At 47.2% G+C, this 19,557-nt stretch carries 20 protein-coding genes and 1 pseudogene; 7 read left to right on the top strand and 14 right to left on the bottom strand.

What is annotated here, in order from left to right; all coding sequences use genetic code 11:
- Window positions 1-17: 17 nt before the first annotated feature.
- From rpmG to radC, 3 genes are all read right to left on the bottom strand, one after another.
- Entirely contained in the window at window positions 18-188 is a 171-nt protein-coding gene (gene rpmG, locus BZG81_RS00670; protein WP_025673846.1) for a 50S ribosomal protein L33, read from the bottom strand.
- A 13-nt stretch (window positions 189-201) separates the two neighbouring features.
- Window positions 202-438 (bottom strand): 50S ribosomal protein L28, encoded by a 237-nt coding sequence (rpmB, locus tag BZG81_RS00665; RefSeq protein WP_025673845.1) that lies wholly within the window; start codon window positions 436-438, stop codon window positions 202-204.
- Window positions 439-623: 185 nt separating this feature from the next.
- Entirely contained in the window at window positions 624-1,307 is a 684-nt protein-coding gene (radC, locus tag BZG81_RS00660; RefSeq protein WP_077461507.1) for a RadC family protein, read from the bottom strand.
- Window positions 1,308-1,552: 245 nt separating this feature from the next.
- Here radC and coaBC point away from each other — a divergent pair, with 245 nt between their 5' ends.
- Window positions 1,553-2,791, top strand: coding sequence for a bifunctional phosphopantothenoylcysteine decarboxylase/phosphopantothenate--cysteine ligase CoaBC (coaBC, locus tag BZG81_RS00655; RefSeq protein WP_077676531.1), 1,239 nt, complete (start codon window positions 1,553-1,555; stop codon window positions 2,789-2,791).
- Window positions 2,792-3,001: 210 nt separating this feature from the next.
- Window positions 3,002-3,592 (top strand): nucleoid occlusion factor SlmA, encoded by a 591-nt coding sequence (gene slmA, locus BZG81_RS00650; RefSeq protein ID WP_025744387.1) that lies wholly within the window; start codon window positions 3,002-3,004, stop codon window positions 3,590-3,592.
- A 91-nt stretch (window positions 3,593-3,683) separates the two neighbouring features.
- Here slmA and pyrE read toward each other — a convergent pair whose 3' ends face one another.
- Window positions 3,684-4,325, bottom strand: coding sequence for an orotate phosphoribosyltransferase (gene pyrE / locus BZG81_RS00645; protein ID WP_077676530.1), 642 nt, complete (start codon window positions 4,323-4,325; stop codon window positions 3,684-3,686).
- Window positions 4,326-4,434: 109 nt separating this feature from the next.
- On the bottom strand, window positions 4,435-5,151 hold the full coding sequence (gene rph, locus BZG81_RS00640; protein WP_025744385.1) for a ribonuclease PH: 717 nt from the start codon (window positions 5,149-5,151) through the stop codon (window positions 4,435-4,437).
- A gap of 160 nt (window positions 5,152-5,311) precedes the next feature.
- On the opposite strand from rph, the gene BZG81_RS00635 reads away from it, so the two are divergent.
- From BZG81_RS00635 to BZG81_RS00620, 4 genes are all read left to right on the top strand, one after another.
- On the top strand, window positions 5,312-6,175 hold the full coding sequence (locus tag BZG81_RS00635) for a YicC/YloC family endoribonuclease (RefSeq protein ID WP_077676529.1): 864 nt from the start codon (window positions 5,312-5,314) through the stop codon (window positions 6,173-6,175).
- Between the two features lie 182 nt (window positions 6,176-6,357).
- Entirely contained in the window at window positions 6,358-6,933 is a 576-nt protein-coding gene (locus tag BZG81_RS00630) for a GIY-YIG nuclease family protein (RefSeq protein ID WP_077676528.1), read from the top strand.
- Window positions 6,934-6,940: 7 nt separating this feature from the next.
- Window positions 6,941-9,148, top strand: coding sequence for a sensor histidine kinase (locus BZG81_RS00625; RefSeq protein WP_077676527.1), 2,208 nt, complete (start codon window positions 6,941-6,943; stop codon window positions 9,146-9,148).
- 9 nt (window positions 9,149-9,157) lie between these two features.
- Window positions 9,158-10,267 (top strand): hypothetical protein, encoded by a 1,110-nt coding sequence (locus tag BZG81_RS00620; RefSeq protein WP_077676526.1) that lies wholly within the window; start codon window positions 9,158-9,160, stop codon window positions 10,265-10,267.
- Window positions 10,268-10,270: 3 nt separating this feature from the next.
- Here BZG81_RS00620 and BZG81_RS00615 read toward each other — a convergent pair whose 3' ends face one another.
- Window positions 10,271-11,797 (bottom strand): DNA cytosine methyltransferase, encoded by a 1,527-nt coding sequence (locus BZG81_RS00615; protein ID WP_077676525.1) that lies wholly within the window; start codon window positions 11,795-11,797, stop codon window positions 10,271-10,273.
- 24 nt (window positions 11,798-11,821) lie between these two features.
- Here BZG81_RS00615 and BZG81_RS15670 point away from each other — a divergent pair, with 24 nt between their 5' ends.
- Window positions 11,822-12,013, top strand: a complete 192-nt coding sequence (locus BZG81_RS15670; RefSeq protein ID WP_077676524.1) for a hypothetical protein — start codon at window positions 11,822-11,824, stop codon at window positions 12,011-12,013.
- A 273-nt stretch (window positions 12,014-12,286) separates the two neighbouring features.
- Here BZG81_RS15670 and rhuM read toward each other — a convergent pair whose 3' ends face one another.
- The 8 genes and pseudogenes from rhuM to BZG81_RS00565 all read right to left on the bottom strand — a co-directional run bounded on the left by rhuM (window position 12,287) and on the right by BZG81_RS00565 (window position 19,517).
- Window positions 12,287-12,493: a RhuM family protein gene (rhuM, locus tag BZG81_RS15885; protein ID WP_443216213.1), complete on the bottom strand. Its 207-nt coding sequence runs from the start codon at window positions 12,491-12,493 to the stop codon at window positions 12,287-12,289.
- A 195-nt stretch (window positions 12,494-12,688) separates the two neighbouring features.
- Window positions 12,689-13,576 (bottom strand): nucleotidyl transferase AbiEii/AbiGii toxin family protein, encoded by an 888-nt coding sequence (locus BZG81_RS00600; RefSeq protein WP_077676523.1) that lies wholly within the window; start codon window positions 13,574-13,576, stop codon window positions 12,689-12,691.
- Between the two features lie 29 nt (window positions 13,577-13,605).
- A complete protein-coding gene (gene abiEi, locus BZG81_RS00595; RefSeq protein ID WP_077676522.1) occupies window positions 13,606-14,130 on the bottom strand; it encodes a type IV toxin-antitoxin system AbiEi family antitoxin in 525 nt (174 codons plus the stop codon).
- A gap of 194 nt (window positions 14,131-14,324) precedes the next feature.
- Window positions 14,325-15,446 (bottom strand): hypothetical protein, encoded by a 1,122-nt coding sequence (locus tag BZG81_RS00590; protein WP_077676521.1) that lies wholly within the window; start codon window positions 15,444-15,446, stop codon window positions 14,325-14,327.
- A gap of 220 nt (window positions 15,447-15,666) precedes the next feature.
- Window positions 15,667-15,864, bottom strand: a pseudogene (locus BZG81_RS00580) (hypothetical protein); the annotation flags it as partial.
- Window positions 15,865-15,942: 78 nt separating this feature from the next.
- On the bottom strand, window positions 15,943-16,800 hold the full coding sequence (locus BZG81_RS00575; protein ID WP_077576354.1) for an ABC transporter ATP-binding protein: 858 nt from the start codon (window positions 16,798-16,800) through the stop codon (window positions 15,943-15,945).
- A gap of 15 nt (window positions 16,801-16,815) precedes the next feature.
- Window positions 16,816-17,682, bottom strand: a complete 867-nt coding sequence (locus BZG81_RS00570; RefSeq protein WP_077650753.1) for an ABC transporter ATP-binding protein — start codon at window positions 17,680-17,682, stop codon at window positions 16,816-16,818.
- Window positions 17,683-17,690: 8 nt separating this feature from the next.
- On the bottom strand, window positions 17,691-19,517 hold the full coding sequence (locus BZG81_RS00565) for an extracellular solute-binding protein (protein ID WP_077676519.1): 1,827 nt from the start codon (window positions 19,515-19,517) through the stop codon (window positions 17,691-17,693).
- Window positions 19,518-19,557 lie beyond the last annotated feature (40 nt).

Here is a 19,557-nt window from a genome sequence, read left to right as displayed (position 1 = left end):
TCAAAGCATCGATCAAATTACTTGATTTTGGCTTCTTTATACATAACGTGCTTGCGAACTACAGGATCAAATTTCTTGATCTCGAATTTGCTAGGCATGTTACGTTTGTTCTTGTCTGTGGTGTAGAAGTGACCAGTACCCGCTGAGGATACTAGACGAATCTTCTCACGAACGCCGCTTTTAGCCATTCTCTAATTCCTCTTATACTTTCTCACCGCGGGCACGCATATCTGTCAATACAGACTCGATGCCTTTTTTGTCGATGATGCGCATACCTTTAGTGGATAGGCGCAGTTTAACGAAGCGTTTTTCGCCTTCTACCCAGAAACGATGAGTTTGCAGGTTCGGCAGAAAACGACGCTTGGTGGCGTTCTTAGCGTGAGAGCGGTTGTTACCAACTACAGGACGCTTGCCAGTTACTTGGCATACTCGTGACATGAAAGTCTCTCCAAAATCGTTTCGGCTCGATATCAACCTTGTCCGCCAGTCCTGCAACGTTAAGGTCAGGTCGAAGGTCAAGGCTATCAAAGGTGGCGCATTATACTAACTGAATTCACATTGCTCAAGTCCCGAGCAGATCCTTTTATGCGCTTTTTGATCGTTTTTTTCGCCAAAGGCGATCCTTAGGAGGATAACAACCAACCTCGTTCAGCGAACGATACCACATCTCCGTCCCCGACCACCAGATGATCTAACACGCGTACATCCACTAATGACAAGGCATTGGCGATTTTATCGGTGATATGTCGGTCCGCTTGGCTCGGTTCAGCGACCCCAGAAGGATGATTATGTGCCAAAATTAACGCAGCGGCATGAAGCTCTAATGCACGGCGAACAATTTCTCGCGGATAAACACTGGCGGCATTGTGGGTCCCTTCAAATAATTGCTCATCGGCAATCACTCGGTGTTGGTTATCGAGAAATAACACATAGAAGGCTTCACGTGGCCGATCGCGCAGTAACGTCGAGAGGTAACGCCGAGTATGATCGGGGCTGGTCAGGGCATCCGTTTTACTTAACGTCTCTTTTAAATAACGACGGCTGAGCTCCAGTACCGCTTGCAGTTGCGCGTATTTCGCACTGCCTAACCCCTTACGCTGACAAAACGCCGTTTGATCGGCTCCCATCAGCGCACGCAACGAACCAAAGTCCGTTAATAGATGATCAGCCAGCGCAACCGCACTCATTCCTGTGACACCGGTGCGTAAAAATATCGCCAGTAACTCAGCATCCGATAAACTGTCCGCCCCACGTGCTAATAGACGCTCCCTTGGACGACAATCCAAGGGCAAAGTTTTTAAGCTCATTATTATCCCTCTTTGATTTTGTCGCCAGTTAAGACACGCGAGGGATCTCGCACAATCCTTTTCGAGCGGAACTGCGGCTCGCTCGCGATTTTCCCTTGATAAGCACTCAAGGGTTTCAACCGCTCAGTGCTTAGATCGCATTCTACTTGGCTCACATCCCACGCGCTTTCCTTTGCGCTAACACACTTTTTGCACGGCGGATTATGGTATGGTTTCGCCATTCAAGCACAAACACACAGAGCATTATGGCCAATTCTTCAACACAGCCAGCCCAAACGCTGGCAGGTAAACGTATTCTGCTTGGCATGGGCGGTGGAATTGCCGCCTATAAGTGTGCCGATTTGACCCGTCGCCTGATCGAGCGAGGTGCCACTGTCAAAGTGGTAATGACACGCGCCGCTAAAGAATTTATCACACCGTTAACCCTGCAAGCGGTCTCAGGCCATCCGGTATCTGATAGCTTGCTCGATCCAGCTGCTGAGGCCTCAATGGGGCATATCGAGTTAGCGAAATGGGCTGATTTAGTATTGATTGCCCCCGCTACCGCCGATTTAATTGCCCGTATTCACTCTGGGATGGGGAATGATTTGCTCACCACGGTGTGCTTGGCCACCGATGCACCGATTGCGATTGCCCCGGCGATGAACCAGCAAATGTATCGCGCTCACGCTACCCAAGCGAATATACAGGCCCTATGCACGCGCGGTTGCCTTATTTGGGGGCCGGATAGCGGTGCCCAAGCCTGTGGCGATGTGGGGCCAGGCCGTATGCTTGAGCCACTGGCCTTAGTGGCAGAGTGTGAACACTGGGCCGGCCCAAAACCGCTTACCAATAAACGGGTAATGATTACCGCCGGGCCAACCCGAGAAGCCCTGGATCCGGTTCGCTATTTGTCGAATCACAGCTCTGGAAAAATGGGCTATGCCTTGGCCGAGGCCGCCGCCAGTTTGGGGGCCGAAGTGACCTTGATTTCCGGTCCGGTTGCATTAAGCACGCCCACCGGTGTCGCGCGCGTGGATGTCACCACGGCCCAACAAATGCATGATGCTGTGCATGCCTCTATCACCGAGCACGATGTCTTTATCGGCTGTGCCGCGGTCGCTGACTACCGTCCACAAACGATGGCCGAGCAGAAGATGAAAAAGCAGGCAGATAAAGACACGATGACCGTTACCATGGTGAAAAACCCCGATATTATTGCCTCGGTCGCCAACTTAACCCAGCATCGCCCATTTACGGTCGGTTTTGCCGCCGAAACCCAGGATGTTGCAGCCTACGCACGTGATAAACTCACCCGCAAAAAGCTCGATATGATTTGCGCAAATGATGTGTCTCACGCCGATCAAGGCTTTAACAGTGATCATAATGCCCTGCACCTATTCTGGTCTGACGGTGACAAAGCGCTCCCCCTTGCGGATAAACCGACGTTAGCGCGTAGCGTAATAGCACACATTCACACGCGCTATTTGCAACGATCGATATAAGAATAAGGGAGAAGCCCAGCACCCCGGTGGCCTTAGCTCCGGGGTGAAAAACAAGTTCAAAAGCGTGCGCCATGGCCACGCTTTTTGCTTTTAATACAGAGACCTCGTCGCTAAGATAAGAGGAAAGCATCACACTCGGCGGCACCTCTCCATGATGCCTCCTTTAAACGTCGCCAGTGTGATAGATAAAAAGACAAAGGAATCGCATCCATGGCAGCCCCGAAAAAAAGTAATCGCCGCGAAGAGATCCTCCAAGCGCTCGCGCAGATGCTGGAGTCAACCCAAGGCAGCCAGCGCATCACCACCGCCAAGCTCGCCGAGCAAGTCGGGGTGTCAGAGGCCGCGCTTTATCGTCATTTTCCCAGTAAAGCACGCATGTTTGAGGGCTTGATTGAATTTATCGAAGATTCGCTCTTATCCCGCATCAACCTCATCATTGAAGAAGAAAAAGACACCTTGGTTCGTCTCAAGTTGATTCTGCAATTATTGCTGGTGTTTGGTGAACGTAACCCAGGGCTGACACGCATCATGACAGGCCATGCGCTGATGTTTGAGCAAGACAGGCTACAAGCGCGCATCAACCAGCTTTTCGAGCGCGTTGAAGCACAGCTCAAGCAAGTATTACGTGAGCGTCGCTTGCGCGAAGGAAAGGGCTTTCCTTTAGATGAAGCCGTGCTTGCCAGTCAGCTTATTAGCCAAGTGGAAGGCGGCTTTTGTCGTTACGTACGCTCATCGTTTAAGCAGCTGCCAACCGCGAATTTTGAACAATACTGGCAACTGCTGACCAATCAATTGCAATGAGCGGTGTTGGCTGCAACGCAAATGGGCGCAATGCAATTGGCGCAATGCAACTGGCTACATCTATAACGCTAGCCAGCTGCATGCACGTTGCTTAAATGCCGTAGCTCGCTTGGTACCCTTTCACCGCGGCCAGCTGCGCCGGATCCGCTTGGCTTTGTTCTAGGTAGGTGACTAAATCAGACAAACTAATGATAGAGACGACTTGGCAACCAAAGTCACGCTCCACTTCTTGGATCGCCGATAACTCACCTTGGCCGCGCTCTTGGCGATCAATTGCCACCAAAACACCCGCCAGTTGTGCACCTTGCGCCTGAATCAGTGTCATGGACTCGCGAATCGCAGTGCCGGCGGTAATCACATCGTCCACTAACATTACTCGACCTGCGAGTGCACTGCCTACCAAGTTGCCACCTTCGCCGTGGTCTTTAGCCTCTTTGCGGTTAAAACAATATGGCGTATCCACATCATGATGCGCCGCGAGCGCCACCGCTGTAGTGGTCGCAATGGGGATCCCTTTATACGCCGGGCCAAACAGCACATCATAATCTATGCCTGCATCCATCAACGCCGCGGCATAAAATTCACCCAGTTTTGCCAAATCGCGCCCGGTATTAAACAACCCCGCATTAAAAAAGTACGGGCTCTTACGCCCCGACTTCAAGGTAAACTCGCCAAACTTCAAAACCTGCCGCTCAAGGGCAAACTCAATAAACTGGCGCTGGTAGGCTTTCATGCAGTCCTCTCTTGCTGTCTGTGATTATTATCGGGCGTTCGCGACGCGCGCCCATCTTAGGTTAATAGATAAAAAAATAGCCCCCGAGATGGGAGCCATTGTAATAGGATTATTCGGCCAGCGCCGATTTTTGCGCGACGACAATGTCATCAATGCCCTTACTGGCCAGTGCCAACATGGCATTGAGCTCATCGGGCGTAAACGGCTCAGCTTCTGCCGTGCCTTGCACCTCAATCATGCGGCCATCTTCGAGCATCACCACATTCATGTCGGTATCTGCCGCTGAGTCTTCCACATACTCGAGATCGCAAATCGGCGTTTGTTGATAAATGCCCACCGACACTGCAGCCACGTGGCCACGCATCGGATTCGCAGCAAGCTTGCCGTTACGCACTAACGCATTAAGCGCGTCCGCCAGTGCCACACTCGCCCCCGAAATGGACGCCGTGCGTGTGCCGCCGTCGGCTTGAATCACATCACAGTCAACCGTAATGGTGCGCTCACCCAATGCTTTTAAATCGACCGCGGCGCGCAAACTGCGGCCAATCAAACGTTGGATTTCTACCGTGCGGCCACCCTGCTTACCGTTTGACGCTTCACGACGGTTACGGGTGTGGGTCGCACGTGGCAACATGCCATACTCGGCGGTCACCCAACCTTGGCCCTTGCCTTTCAAAAAGCGTGGCACGCCCTCTTCGATCGTGGCATTACAAATCACCTTGGTATCACCAAAGCACACCAACACAGAGCCTTCTGCGTGGGCCGTAAAACCGCGGGTAAAGCTAACGGGACGAATTTGGTCGAGTGCTCTTCCACTTGGGCGCATGCAAGTTACCTTCATTGACTGAAAAATGTGATGACGATTATACGTGTTTATCCGCTCGCTTGCGATCCCTGTCCGCCTTGCCGTTCAAGACAGCTGACGCAAGAAGAGCAGATGCGTATACTCTTCATTATTCACTCTTAGCACACAAAAGCAGGTACACATGATCCACAGTATGACCGCCTACGCGCGACAAGAACTCAAGGGCGATTGGGGCAACGCGGTTTGGGAAATCCGCTCCGTCAACCAGCGCTACCTTGAAACCTATATCCGCATGCCTGAGCAGTTACGTAGCCTCGAGCCTGTGGTGCGCGAGCGTTTCCGTAAGCGCCTCGCCCGCGGCAAAGTGGAATGTAACCTGCGTTTTGATTCATCCCAAGCCAGCCAAGACAAACTCACCATCAATGAAGATCTTGCCAAACAAGTGATTGATGCGGCGAAATGGGTTAAAGACACTGCGGGCGAAGGCAATATTAACCCGTTTCAAGTCTTAAACTGGCCAGGGGTGATGGAAGCGCCGGAGCAAGACACCGATACCCTCAACCGTGCCCTACTGGACGGGCTTAATGAAGCGCTCGATGCTTTTGTGGCGGCCCGGGCCAGCGAAGGCGACAACATGAAAGTGCTGATTGAGCAGCGATTGGATGCGATTAGCGCTGAAGTGATCAAAGTACGCGAAAAAATGCCCACCGTGATTGAGTGGCAGCGTGAGCGTTTAACCACGCGTTTGGAAGAAGCCAAAGTGGAGCTCGACCCAGCTCGCGTTGAGCAAGAAATGGTGATGCTGGCACAAAAAGTCGATGTGGCCGAAGAGTTAGACCGCCTCGACTCACACGTTTCAGAAGCGCGCAAAATCCTCAAAAAAGGCGGCGCCTGCGGCCGACGCTTGGACTTTATGATGCAAGAGTTCAACCGCGAAGCTAACACCCTGGCCTCCAAATCGATCAGCACCGAGATCACCGCCTCCGGCGTCGAGCTCAAAGTGCTTATCGAACAAATGCGCGAGCAGATCCAGAATATTGAGTAGCCTATCCTTTATCAGTCTTCTAGTTTTAGCCCCCATATAGCGGGGCTTTTTTGTATCTAAACACTATTGATAATTTTGAGTGGAGCCACATTTGTCTCTGTCACTAGTGTGGTAGATTACTGGATAATATAAGTTAAAAACCTATATCCTTAGCTTTAAGTAGCCATCACAACTGGTCAGTTATGTTAAACACTTTCTACGTATATTCACTCAAAGACCCAAGACATAGGCCCGCAAGAACTTTTTATGTAGGCAAAGGTACAGGTAGCCGCTTGACTGACCACTTGAAGAAACCTGATCACACTGCGAAAGGTTTACTTATTCAAGAAATCCTCAGCTTTGGGCATTCTCCAATAGTTACAAAAATAGTAGATGGTTTAACGGAAGAACAAGCTCTAAGAATAGAACTCGAGCTAATTTCGACTTTTGGAACAGTCGAGACGGGTGGAACTCTATATAATACTGTTATACCAAAACCTATAAAACGTAAAACCAATGATAATATAACCGTTCCCACGGGGGCATTAGAGAAGGCTCATTTAGGATTGRAACTCATCAAGGATGCGATAACGTCTTTATCTGAGGAAAATCCAGAGGGCATAACTAATTCAGACTGCGCTCATTACCTCGGATTACAATCAGATCACAATGGAAATCAACAAGATTTTCTCACATACAGCGTTTTGGGGTTACTCCTGAAAGACGGTGTCTTAAGGAGCATAAAGCTCGGAAACCGGAAAAAATATATAAAGCAATGAGGTCAGAATGGCAAAGCTAAAACCAAGAGCTAGGTTAATACGCACAATAGGCGACAAGTTAATAAGTGGCCCAGAAGCAGCGATTATTGAGTTAGTGAAGAATTCCTATGATGCGGACTCACCGTGTGTTGAAATTGAAATCATTCCTCCCAAAGGCTCTTACCATGGAAAAATAACCATAAAAGACACTGGCCATGGGATGACATATGACAATATCGTAAATGATTGGCTTGAACCTGCCACAGATACTAAGACTAAGAAAAGTGTTTCAAAATCGGGAGAGAGGACTTTATTAGGAGCCAAAGGCGTTGGTCGTTTTGCTTCAGCTAGCTTGGGGAGAGAAATAACACTAACTTCTATAGCTAAGTGCAACGACCACTATCAGAAAAGCTCGCTTAAACTAGATTGGAGCATATTTGAGACTAATACATACTTAGATGATATTGATATTAACATTAGCTGTACAGATCTTGAAAGCTCAGATAGCACAGGTGTAACTATTGAGATCACGGGACTTTCTACCATTTGGGACGAGAAAAAAGTTAGAAAGTTAGTTAGAGAGCTACGTCGCCTTGCTACTCCGCAGAGTGAAAAGAGCGCACATTTTGACATTCATCTAGATTTAAAACATTTTAAGGAGACTAACTCTAAGCCATACAATTTCAACGGCTCCCAGCTACTTCTTGAGACTAATCTAATTGCTGAAATACTTGAAGACGTAACTAAAACCACAAATACAAGTAAAACTTTAATAACACCTTACAGGATTAGCAAAGAATCTGACTATCGGCTAAAAGGTTCATTTGATACCAAAGGAAATTTTAATGGTATTTTTACGATCATTCGTGGTGATAACATACCTATGCCGATTAATCTTGATGCTCCTCCACTTGAAGTTGGCGAGCTTTCCTGTGGTGCGATTGATATAGATTTACGGCTTTATGATTTAGAAAAAGAGTCGGTTGAGAAGCTCTTTGAGCGCATGGGACTTAACTTTTCTGACTTCGGATTGCGAAATGCTAGAGCAATGATTTCTGAAAATACCGGTATTGGTATATATAGAACAGGGTTTAGAATTCGTCCTTATGGTGAACCAGATAATGACTGGTTAAAGCTCGAAAACCGGAGAGTTCAACAGCCATCTAAGAGAATTGGTCACGGCCAAATATCGGGAACTATTAATGTTGGCTCTGAGAGCACTTCAAGCCTTATAGAGCGAAGTAGCCGTGAAGGTCTTGAAGCAAATAGCGCCTTTGAGCGCCTAGTGACTCTAATTACAGGTGTCTTGTTAAAAGTAGAGCAAAAAAGGTTTGACTTCAGAGCGAAAGCGGGAATCAGTAGAAAACCAGAAAAGAAAATTGATAAAGCACGCGAGCTATCCTCATTAGAGTCAATAACAAAAGCTGTTAGCAACCTAGCTGAAAAAGATCAAAAACCCCTTTTACTAAAAATCGAAAAAGAGTCTAAAGCTCTCACTAAAGCGTTAGATGATATAGAGGCATACCAGAGACTGCTAGAGTCTCGTGCAGCTTTGGGTATGGTTGTCGCCCAAGTGGTACATGATGGCCGAACTTATTTAGACCCAATAAGTTCCTATGCGAAGTCGATAGTTAAAAACGCTCATTTGGTACTCGAAGACAGCCCTAAAGGTGAAGTTATAAGAAAGTATTACCCTGAGTATGGTCAAGGAATACTTGATGGGGCAAAGGGATTGGACTCACTATTCAAGTCATTAGACCCAATATCAGGAAGACGTCGGGGGCGTCCAGTTGATTTTCTCGCCGTAGAAAAAATAAGGAATACAATTAACTTGCTTGATGAACTACTAATAGAGTCTGAAATAAAAATTGATTTGGACATTGAAAACAACCTAAAACTTTATGGTTTTAGCGGAGACTTACAGTCAGCGATGCTAAACATCATACATAACGCAGTTCATTGGCTAAACACCACTAACAATATAGAAAAAACCATTAAAATTTCTTCCAAAATCGAAAACTCAATAGCTAAAATATCCATATCTAATAATGGCCCACTAATAGACGAACCGGACCAAGAACCCATTTTCGAGGCTGGGTTCTCTCTTAAATCAGAAGGGCATGGTTTAGGTTTATCAATCGCAAAAGAAGCGTGTAAAAACAGTAACGGTGACWTAGTGCTAGATACTAATTCTTGCGACACTTGTTTTACTATTTTATATCCAGTATCTCAGTAGGATCACACAATGAAATTAAATTTACTAATCGTAGAGGATGTGGAACAGCTGGTTGGTAGCTGGAAAGAAAAGCTCGACTTTTATTCTGTTGAAGGACACCCCACTTATTCAATAACACCTTATTTTGTAACTAATTTAAGTGAGGCAGAAAAGGCCCTAGAAAACTCGAAATTTGATGCTGCTGTTATAGATATACGTTTAGACGAAAAAGGACAACAAACCTACAACGGCAACGAGGTTCTCGCGAAATTGTCACATAACTCACTGACGGTCTGTGCCGTTTACACTGGAGAGCCGGGAAGTGAAGTTATAGAAGATCACCTAAAAGATTTTATACGTGTATTCGACAAAGGAGATGGAGAAGGAATAGAGCGCATTCTGAAATGGCTAGACGAAAAAGCAGACATGATCTCTGCAATCCAAACAATGCAGAGTTCCTTCAATAGAACTATGGCGCACGCATTCACAAGGTCTATTTGGCCTCGTTGGAGTTATTGGCTTGAGAATGACGGGCCTATAGAGACAGAAAAAGCTTTAACACGTCATATGGCTACTCACCTTCATGCTTCATACCTTTCTAATGAAGGACTTGGCGCACACCCGGAAGAGTACTTCTTTATTCCTCCCTTACAAGAACACCTAGATACTGGTGATATTATTTATCAAGGGGGAAAGTTTGAAATAATTATCACTCCGCGTTGCGATATATTGAGAAGAAAATCAGAAACGTCCACTTATCAGCTTATAACTCTTTTAGACAGGAGTGAAGAGTGGAATGCTTTAAAAGAAAAACTAGCTAACAAGAGAGAAAATGGGACGCCAAATCAAATAAAAAAAGCATCAAATGAACTAAAAAAGTTCACGAATCATAATGGCGAAACAGGAGGCCACTTCATCCAGAGCTTTAGAGTAAATATTAATGGAGAAGAAAAGAACTTCGGCCCTTTCTATGCTCAATTTAATATGTTGCACTCAATAGAACGAAGTGATGAAAACAAACAAGAATTACTAGAGACAAGAATAGCTAGTTTATCAAATGAATTTGTTCCCTCCTTAGTAGAGCGCCTAGGAGCTTATTTTAGTCGAATAGGAACTCCTGATTATTCTCACCCAGAATAATTGTCACTTAATTAATTTCATAACAACCCGGCCTATCTGCTGTGCCAAATATGGTGGCACAGCATTTCCTACCTGTACATACTGCTGCGTTCGATTCCCTTCAAACTTGTAGTTATCTGGGAACGTCTGTAAACGCGCAGCTTCACGTACGGTTAAGCTGCGGCATTGTTTAGGATCATAGTGAATAAAGTAGTGACCATCTTTTGACATGTGGCTCGTTATCGTTGTAGAGCACTTATTAGCTGCTTGAGTACGGAACCTATCGTCGTGCGCGCCAGTTTTCCAGTTACCATGAGCAGGGGCTAACTGATCTGGAAAGCTCTTAGATTTTGGTGAAGAGCCACCACTGAGGTAGGTATATGCAGAGCTATATGCGTAGCGCAACAAGTCACTCTCCATATGGGCGCGGGTCTCATGATTTAGAACACATTTGGGTTTATTATCTATATACCAATCCCTTAGATGCCTGGAGACCTTTGGGTCCACACCAGCAATATCCTTACTACTTCGAGATAAACCTTTTCTCGGCTTTAAATCTAGCTCCTCTGTATTCGAGAATGATTTACTAAGGAGCCGTTTTACTGTTTTGGCATGCCTTTCAACGATCCTCTCCCACGCCTTGTTGTCATCTTTTTGCTTGGATAGCCCACTTCTTAATTTTGGCAAGTCAGAAATTGCCTGCTCAACAGTAACGTGTTCACTACTAGGCAACAAAGTGTCAGGATATCTATCAATGTCTTCTCGCACGCCCAGTAAAATTACTCGATGTCTCGCCTGAGGCACACCATAGTCCTCCGCTTTAATAAGAAAATCGCTCGTCTTATCATAGTCTGGGTTGGCAGGATCATTAGCAGGCTTAACTAGAGAGTAAACGTTATATTTCGCTCCATGTATGCCCGTCACTTGCTCAGGGTTACGTAAGTCTTCAAGCATCTGGGGGAATATTGGCTTATCTTTAACCTTGGCAGAAAGGATCCCCCTAACATTTTCCATGACGAACACATCCGGCTGGGCTATCGATAGCACTTTCAAGTACTCTTTGTACAAAAAGTTTCTCTTATCGGTCTCAGCGTTATAGTCTTTTATTCCCGCATTTCTTGAGCGACCGACCAACGAGTATGCTTGACAAGGCGGCCCCCCAATAACGATTTTGGGCCTATTACCATGAGCATTGACTAACTTTTTAATTCTTTCGTGAATAAACTCGTTATCGTCACCCAGTGCTCTTGGTTTGTATAGTGTCTCAGTTCTAGCGGCTTCTGCTTCTTCAGGATGCTGTTCAAACAGCGCCTCGCGCGTTATTTGACCACATAGGTAATCATGATAACTCTGTAAACCCTGTTTATTTTCTTTAAGTTTCCGATATAGTGCGCGCGTTGTTAGCGTCAAATGAGCCGACGACTCTTTTTCCACCGAGAGACCTATTTTAAAAGGACGATATCCATTTTCGTCTGTAACAGACGAGATCCCCTCACCAAGCCCTCCAGGGCCAGCAAACAGGTCAATTACAAGAATTTCATCGGCTCTCATGATGTAACACTACTATCAGTAAAAATGCCCGAGAATAATACTAGGCCACTCGATATAAACAACCGCTTTATACTCCCTTTTCTGCCACGCTTCATCTCAAATACTCTCCCCGTGTTCGATGTGGTAGCCAAGATCGATGTGGCTCGGCCAGGTGTCGGCGCCGCGGACTCGGGCGATAAGCTCGGTGGCGACGACGCGATCGGCAATGTCTTATAATTTGGCACTTTTATCTTAATCACAATCTGGGATCTTTCGTTGATGTAGTCTTGTTTGACTCCATCATACCCACTCTTTACACCGTTTTGTTGTTACAGATAACGAAAAGCCTCACCCGTCACGACACGCGCTTTTCGTTGTCGTACTTACTGGCGCTTAAGGCTGTTAAACTCAAGGTAAGGTGATACGGAGCGGCGCATCATCTTTTAGCGCGTGCATAGGCGTGGACACTGAAAGTGACCAATGGATGGATTTTTAGGTGCTCGTCATCCATTACAAACCCTTTAATGAGGTATGCTTGGAGAGTTTGCGTTCCCATTGACGAAACTCAGCACCACGACTCGAGCGAACTCGATAACTAACGGCTATCACCAAGGACAGACCAAGGTGTTGAATATTATCAGACTTACCGCCTGACGCAGTTGTTCGGTAAAACCGAACAACTGCGTTTTCGTCTAATTTACCTTCTGCATCATTGATAGAACTCCCTTACTCACACCACTGCCCCTTTGTAGACTTTTTCGACCTCAGTAAACCTAGTCACACTCTCTAGGCGAGTGAGGATTGTAAGTTTCATCGAATCTTTCATTAGGCGATGTGGCACGTAGGTCACTAGTGTTTACAGCGAAAGCGGTTTGCCTACCGGCCTAGTTAGTGCCGTTCGAAGATGTAAAGCTAGCCCATATCAAAAGGATTTTTGGGTGTGCCTTCATCAAGTAATTCAGACACAATGGCTTTTACCTCACCCTGAACGTATGGCCAATACTCTGGGTTATCGATGGTTCTTTCTTTAATTTGCTGAGGGATAAAACGGCTCATTTCCATATTGAAGTCATTGTGCACTTCCTCTTCCGACATTAGCTTGGTTAACGCAGTAGACAGCGCCTGTCGAAAGTCATCTTTTTGCTTGTGCCGGGCGTTGAGTTTCTTTTCAACCAATATCTTGGATAAATCAATTCCGCGCTGCTTAATCCAAACAATATCCCAAATATCACGAGGCTTGATACGCCTTGCTCGATACGCTAATGCGATAAGCTTATCGGCCAATATTTCTTGTAGTGATTGAACAGGAACCAAGATACCTTCTGTCGGCACAACAATATCGTAATGATTAATTAAAGGACGCTTTTCGATATCGAATGAGGGTATTGCACAGACGTCAATATGCATTTTTTGTCTTGGTAAATCAGGACGATTAGGCGCTTTCACGATACTAATCTTCCACGAAACGGTATCCCCTTGCTGCTCACCAGAGGGCTTGTTTACCCAAACTTCAGTTTCATACTTATTTTGAATATAAGTCTGTATCTCAGACTCCAGCCCATCAAACTCGGACGGTTTAAAGTCATGGCCACCGTTGAAATCAAGATCTTCTGACAATCGACTGCTGTTGTAACACATACGTAGTGAGGTGCCGCCAATAAAAGTTAATCGCTGCATAACGCCTTGCTTGATCAGCACGTCCATAATGTCATGATGTAAGACCTCTTTTTCTATAACGGGCGTGACTGCTGCATATTCAGGGGTTGACTGTACGATTTGGCGAATTTGTTGCTTCAGCATACGTTATCTCCTACACGCTCCCCCCATACTTAACTCTCCAGCATGTGTAGATTGCGGCGACAGTGCTTTAGATCTGCAATCGCTTGTTCTTTGAATGCGCGATACATTTTGACGTCGGGATCATAATACAAATTAGGGGCGATTTTTTCGACTGGCCTTTTAGTATGGGTAAATTCGATCACGCCATAAGGCGTATCAAAACAACCACTTCGACCTTTAGTCACTACCGTGGTCCTGCCCATCACAATTTGCGAAATATCGCCGGTATGACTGAGCTGGCTTTCTAAGCTGATGTAATTCAATACCCCACTACGTAACTTTTTGATGATTTTATAAATAGCTGTCTCAGGCTCAGGGGGGGTAATCATACTTTCATAGAAACCTTTCACCACTCGTCTTAGCAAGCCTTTCTTTACGCTATCTGCGAGGATTTTTCTAAAAGCAGGGTCACAGGGCACACCCAACATAAAAGCAAGCTCAGTTGCACTGTGAACGCCTCCGCCAGCGCGAACCGCTTTTGCGAATACGTTTAGTAGCTCATCAGACTTTGCCATAGGTCTACACTAAATCACCAAATAACTCACTTAGTGTAGACCTACCACAAAGCTTGTACAAGATAATAGTCTACACAACATTACTTCACAGGTAACAATGTGTAGACCTAAAGGCGGGCATAAAGGCTTTCAACCAATCAAAACTCAACGATATTTTTTGCTAACAACACTGGGTCTGCCTGGGGTGGACCCAATCATTTAAGCAAACCACTCAAGCGATTTAATAATGCTTTACGACGGCTATTAGCTGCTATAAAGCGCTTAAACCGCTGATCAAAGGACGCAGAATTATCGTGAAGCTGATAGGCCTCAAAGAGCTGATGTAAATAGCGTGATGCCGCATCATAGCCAGTGGGGCAAGTGCGATCCGCTTGCTCGTGCGCTTGCTGCCAGTAGTGATCACGCTGGTTGTAGAGATCTATTAAGGCTTGTTCTTTTTCTGCTTTTTCAATGGCTAGTTTTTTTGCAAGTGCCTCGGCTTGTTGTTGCTCAAACTGTCGTTGTGCGGTTGCAATATAGGGAGCCACGAGGTCGGGGTTTAACCAATACTGATAAGTTTCGTCTTTGTTGGCTGGTTCTTTTCGCGTCAGCGCTACGGCTTGGTGACGAGTTAATTGGCCTTGCTCAAACAACGTGCGTAATAGTGTGTTTTTCTCCGCTTCCGTGAGCGTTTTGAGCCAATCTTCAAACTGCAACTGGGTGTGTTTGGCTGGGTGACTGGGCTGTTCATTCAGCACCATCATAAGCGCTTTAACCCAAGGTAAGGGAATCGCATACAGCGCAGCAAAAGCCTGTAATCCTTCGCTAAGGCGCTCAAAATCGAATTGGATTAACGGTATCGCGTCAAGCTCATCATCGTCATCTACCGCTTTGAGCCACGCTAAGTACATAAGCCGCCAGTCACCTTGGATTAACTGATTGCGTAAACCGGGTAAATGCTGGAAAAAATCGTCAGCATCTTCATCATCAAAATACGCACCATACTCTTCGATAGAGAAAGTGAGCAATTGCCACTCATCGGTTTGACGAACCTTAAAACCATCGTTCGATAACCCAAGCATGGCATCGGGTATGGTCCCGGCAGGTAGTTTGATGTAGGCATCAACCGAGCCCCAGTTGGCATAGTAAAAACCGATATCGAAGTGCTTTAGCATGATCTCATATGCCTTAGCCTTTAGATCGCTAAAGTTGTAAACCACCTGGAAAGACGTTGCCGTGATATCGGCTCGGCGTGAAATGGCTCTGAGTGCTTGGCGCGCGGTGCTGTCTAAATACCCATCTAAGCGCTCAAATTTATAGTATTGATATTCGCTCACGATGCCCTGCTATCCGTTAATGTGGAATTGAAAGGTTTGTTCTAACAGCGGCTGAGTCTGAGCGGTGAGCGCAATGGGTTCGCCGTTTATAAAACGCCTTGGATCCATCGTCACAAATCCCCAAAACTGCAAAAAGCGCTCAATAAATCGCGTTTCGATAAGTCCGCTTAACAACGCTTCCGGCGGGGCGTAATCGTCCGTTGGGAACGCCTTTAACACATCAGGAAAAGCAACCATCACTTCTTGAGTAAGCTGATCGACGCTGTGATGCGCTCAGTACCTCATCAATACTCGAGGGCGCAGTGACGCGCTCTTTATGCGGCTGGGTGAGCTGATAAAGCCTATCCAATGAGTCTAGAGTCTGCCAAAGCAACAGCAATTGGCGAAAGGAAATTTGCCCAGTCAGCTCAAGCTTTTGCTGATGAAGCACCCCCGATGTTGGATATCCAACTACTGGGGGTTACCTCATTTTTACCAGAGGGGCCTGGGCGTGTACTTAACTCACCGCTTCAGGCTTTTTTTCGGCCACCGGTTGCTCAGCGCGGCGCTTGTGTTTGCGGTATTTAGGATGGGTGATCGGAATGGCAGAGAGTAGCGTTTGGGTGTACTCGTGCTGCGGCTGATGGTAGACGGTTTCGGTCGGCCCTTCTTCCACCACATGACCAAAGTACATCACTGCCACCTTATCGGAGATATGACGGACCACCGATAAGTCGTGCGAGATAAAAATCATCGCCAAGTTCATCTCTTGCTGGAGTTTCAACAACAGATTAAGAATTTGTGCCTGCACCGACACATCCAAAGCGGAGACCGACTCGTCACAAATCAGCAGTTTCGGTTTGAGGGCGATCGCCCGCGCAATACCAATCCGCTGCCGCTGACCGCCCGAAAACTCATGCGGGTAGCGGTTTACCGCATCGTGGGGCAAGCCGACTTTATCCAACAGCTCAAGCACCCATTGGCGACGCTCTTTCGCGGTACCAACATTGTGAATAATAAAGGGCTCTTCTAAGATCCCGCCGATGGTATGACGCTGGTTGAGCGACTCGAGCGGGTCTTGAAAGACAATCTGCATGTCTTTACGCAGTGGCCGCATCTGACGTGGCGACAACGGGGTGATGTCTTTACCTTCAAAGAAGATCTTACCCTCGGTGGGTTCAAACAACTTGAGAATGGTACGACCCAGGGTACTTTTGCCACACCCCGACTCCCCCACCAGACCAAGTGTTTCACCTTGGGACACCGACAACGATACGCCATCGACGGCTTTAATGGTGTAGCCTTGACGAAGCAGGCCTTTGCCGGAGACAAAATACTGCTTCAGATTTTCTACTCTGAGGACTTCCTTGCTCATCGCGTTCTCCTGCAACTATGTCGATGATGGCGCTGCATCAAAGTCTTCCAACGGGCGAATATCAATCATCTGCTTGGGTTGGTGAGTACGCCCCGGCATTAACCCCAGCAAACGCTTGGTATACGGATGGGCGGGGTTGTCAAATAAAGTAAAAATATCGGCCCGTTCGCGAATTTGGCCATCGTACATCACTGCCACGTCGTCACACACCTCGGCGACCACGCCCAGATCGTGGGTGATAAAAATCACCGCCATGCCGGTTTCTTCTTGCAGCTCGTTAATCAAGTCCAAAATCGAGGCCTGCACCGTCACATCTAGGGCGGTGGTTGGCTCATCACATATCAAGATATCGGGCTTACAGGCCAGTGCCATGGCAATCATGACCCGTTGACGCATCCCCCCGGACAGGTTATGCGGGTACTCGTTCAATCGCTTTTCTGGCATCGGGATTTTCACCTTGGCCAGCATGTCGAGCGCACATGCCGCGCGCGCTTTTTTATCCAGCTCTGGGCGGTGTAGCATCAAGACTTCATTGATTTGCCGACCCACGGTATGCACCGGATTCAGCGCCGTCATCGGGTCTTGAAAAATAATAGAGATCCGATTGCCACGCATCGCATAGCGCTCTTTGGCGGGCAGAGTGACCAAGTCAGTCCCGCGATACAGAATCTCGCCGCCGGTCACTTGCCCATAGGGTTTAGGCAGCAAGCCCATAATTGACATCGCAGTAACACTTTTGCCACTGCCCGACTCTCCCACCAAGCCGAGCGTGCGCCCGGCTTTTACTTCAAAGCTCACCCCGTGAAGTACCTCACGGGGGCCATCGTCAGTGGTAAAATTAACGGTCAAATCCTTAACCGAAAGAATGACATCCTGGGTCATAAGCGCCTCTACAGCTTGTATCTGTCATCAATGATGGTCACCGGCTCAAAGGCTTTATCGTCGTCCATGGCCTCTTCGGTAGCGTCTTTCATCGCTTCATCAATCCAGAAGGTGCCAAAGCCCATCACGCGGCCGCTGGTGACCATGTTTTCGGTGCGCTTGGTCATCGCGTTATCTGGGATTTGTACATAACGCCAAAAACCTTGACGCACATACGGCACCATGTACCCCGGTACAATCACACTGGCTTCTGAGATCTTAGCGCGGATCTGGTGCGACAGCTGGTATTTCTTCGCCATATCGAATTCGGTCTTGTACGCCATGATCAGCTTATCCAGCGCCGGGGAGCTGTAATTGGTGTGGTTATTGGTTTGCGTTTTATTAGCGTTATCCGAGTGGAAGTACTCCCAATAGGCCGGAATTTCCGAGGTACCCATATTAAGAAAGGCCAACTGATGCTTTTTCTCGAGTACGTATTTAAACGCCGATGAGCCATCGACCAAGTTAATAGTAAATTCCAGCCCTGCTTGCTTAGCCTGCTCTTTTAAGTAAGCAATGCGTGGTGTGTGCTGCTGATACCCATAAGTAATCGCGAAGCTTAAACGCTCGCCTTTGTCATTGACGCGAATACCATCGGCGCCAACCTGGTCAAAGCCGGCTTGTTCGAAATGGCTGATCGCTTTTTTAGGATCAAACGCTGGCGGTGTTGCACCATCATTGTCGTATTCACCATGACCAAAGCCCATTGCATGCGGTTTACGCGAGTAATCGCCACGGGTGATTTTTTCAATCATGCCGTCAAAATCGGTGGCATAGAGAATCCCTTTGCGTACATTGATATCATCCAGCATTGGCATGGCCGAGTTCATCCACAAACCGCCCGCGCCAACCGGCACTTCGTTATACCCCCAGAACTTGGTGATATAGCCTTTTTTATAAGGTTCAGATTGGGTTTTTTCATGCCAGATATCTGGAAGAACCAAATCGAACACATCCAAATTGCCCTTTTCAAAATGCTTCATGGCAATGTCGTTATCGCGGATCACGCGCATTCGAATACGCTCAACATTGTAGCGATTTTGGTAATAGGGGTTGGTATAACCCCACCAATCGTCGACATGATTAAAGGTAAGTCGGCGTCCTTTTTGCACACGGCCCAGCTCATAGGGCCCCATGGTGGGCTCGGCTTTAAAGTTATAGCGGCGCACATAGTCGTCAGCAATGCCGTCTTGGTTTTCATCTTTGCGCGGATTAGCGTAAAAATGCGCAGGGCGCGGAATTAAGCTTCCTAAGGTATACATTAATTCTTCTTGGTTTTTCTCTACTGCACTCGATATGGCCACAGTATGGGCGTCAATTTTCTCCACGCTACCAATGGTGTTGGTGTAATAGTCGTTATACCAAGGGGCAACAATGTCTTTAGAGCGATAAAACTGCATCATAAACACAAAATCATCGGCGGTCATTGGCTCGCCATCTGACCAGGTCGCCTCAGGGTTGAGCTTAAAATAGATGGTTTTGTTATCGTCGCCATAGGCCCACTCGTTGGCCAAGTCCGGAATCCATTCCAGTGTATCTGGGTGGCGCTTTACCAGTGAGGGCATTTCATCAAGAAAGTAACTGCGCAGGCCTGAGTTTGAATCCGGCCCCACAGTGCGTAATGTCTGCGGAAAACTCTGCAAATGGGTACGCAGTGTACCCCCGCGCTTGGCGTCGGGAGACCCTATTTTGGGGGCATCCCAGTTAGTTTGCCAATTGAGATTTTCAGGCAATTCCGCCGCCCAGCCGCTGAGGCTAAACAGGGAAACGGAGGTAGCAAAGATCAGTTTTTTCATCGTGATGTCCTTATCTTGATGCACACATTGCTTGTTATAT

Origin of the sequence: Salinivibrio sp. MA607, from assembly GCF_001996245.1 — a bacterium.
GTDB classification, from domain to species: Bacteria; Pseudomonadota; Gammaproteobacteria; order Enterobacterales; family Vibrionaceae; genus Salinivibrio; species Salinivibrio costicola.
This window is presented reverse-complemented; position numbering and strand designations above follow the sequence as displayed.

What these genes read in the sequence shown, in the direction of transcription:
- rpmG (WP_025673846.1), bottom strand. Translation starts at nt 188, where the DNA reads ATGGCTAAAAGCGGCGTTCGTGAGAAGATTCGTCTAGTATCCTCAGCG.
- rpmB (WP_025673845.1), bottom strand. Translation starts at nt 438, where the DNA reads ATGTCACGAGTATGCCAAGTAACTGGCAAGCGTCCTGTAGTTGGTAAC.
- radC (WP_077461507.1), bottom strand. Translation starts at nt 1,307, where the DNA reads ATGAGCTTAAAAACTTTGCCCTTGGATTGTCGTCCAAGGGAGCGTCTA.
- coaBC (WP_077676531.1), top strand. Translation starts at nt 1,553, where the DNA reads ATGGCCAATTCTTCAACACAGCCAGCCCAAACGCTGGCAGGTAAACGT.
- slmA (WP_025744387.1), top strand. Translation starts at nt 3,002, where the DNA reads ATGGCAGCCCCGAAAAAAAGTAATCGCCGCGAAGAGATCCTCCAAGCG.
- pyrE (WP_077676530.1), bottom strand. Translation starts at nt 4,325, where the DNA reads ATGAAAGCCTACCAGCGCCAGTTTATTGAGTTTGCCCTTGAGCGGCAG.
- rph (WP_025744385.1), bottom strand. Translation starts at nt 5,151, where the DNA reads ATGCGCCCAAGTGGAAGAGCACTCGACCAAATTCGTCCCGTTAGCTTT.
- BZG81_RS00635 (WP_077676529.1), top strand. Translation starts at nt 5,312, where the DNA reads ATGATCCACAGTATGACCGCCTACGCGCGACAAGAACTCAAGGGCGAT.
- BZG81_RS00620 (WP_077676526.1), top strand. Translation starts at nt 9,158, where the DNA reads ATGAAATTAAATTTACTAATCGTAGAGGATGTGGAACAGCTGGTTGGT.
- BZG81_RS00615 (WP_077676525.1), bottom strand. Translation starts at nt 11,797, where the DNA reads ATGAGAGCCGATGAAATTCTTGTAATTGACCTGTTTGCTGGCCCTGGA.
- BZG81_RS15670 (WP_077676524.1), top strand. Translation starts at nt 11,822, where the DNA reads ATGCCCGAGAATAATACTAGGCCACTCGATATAAACAACCGCTTTATA.
- BZG81_RS00600 (WP_077676523.1), bottom strand. Translation starts at nt 13,576, where the DNA reads ATGCTGAAGCAACAAATTCGCCAAATCGTACAGTCAACCCCTGAATAT.
- abiEi (WP_077676522.1), bottom strand. Translation starts at nt 14,130, where the DNA reads ATGGCAAAGTCTGATGAGCTACTAAACGTATTCGCAAAAGCGGTTCGC.
- BZG81_RS00575 (WP_077576354.1), bottom strand. Translation starts at nt 16,800, where the DNA reads ATGAGCAAGGAAGTCCTCAGAGTAGAAAATCTGAAGCAGTATTTTGTC.
- BZG81_RS00570 (WP_077650753.1), bottom strand. Translation starts at nt 17,682, where the DNA reads ATGACCCAGGATGTCATTCTTTCGGTTAAGGATTTGACCGTTAATTTT.
- BZG81_RS00565 (WP_077676519.1), bottom strand. Translation starts at nt 19,517, where the DNA reads ATGAAAAAACTGATCTTTGCTACCTCCGTTTCCCTGTTTAGCCTCAGC.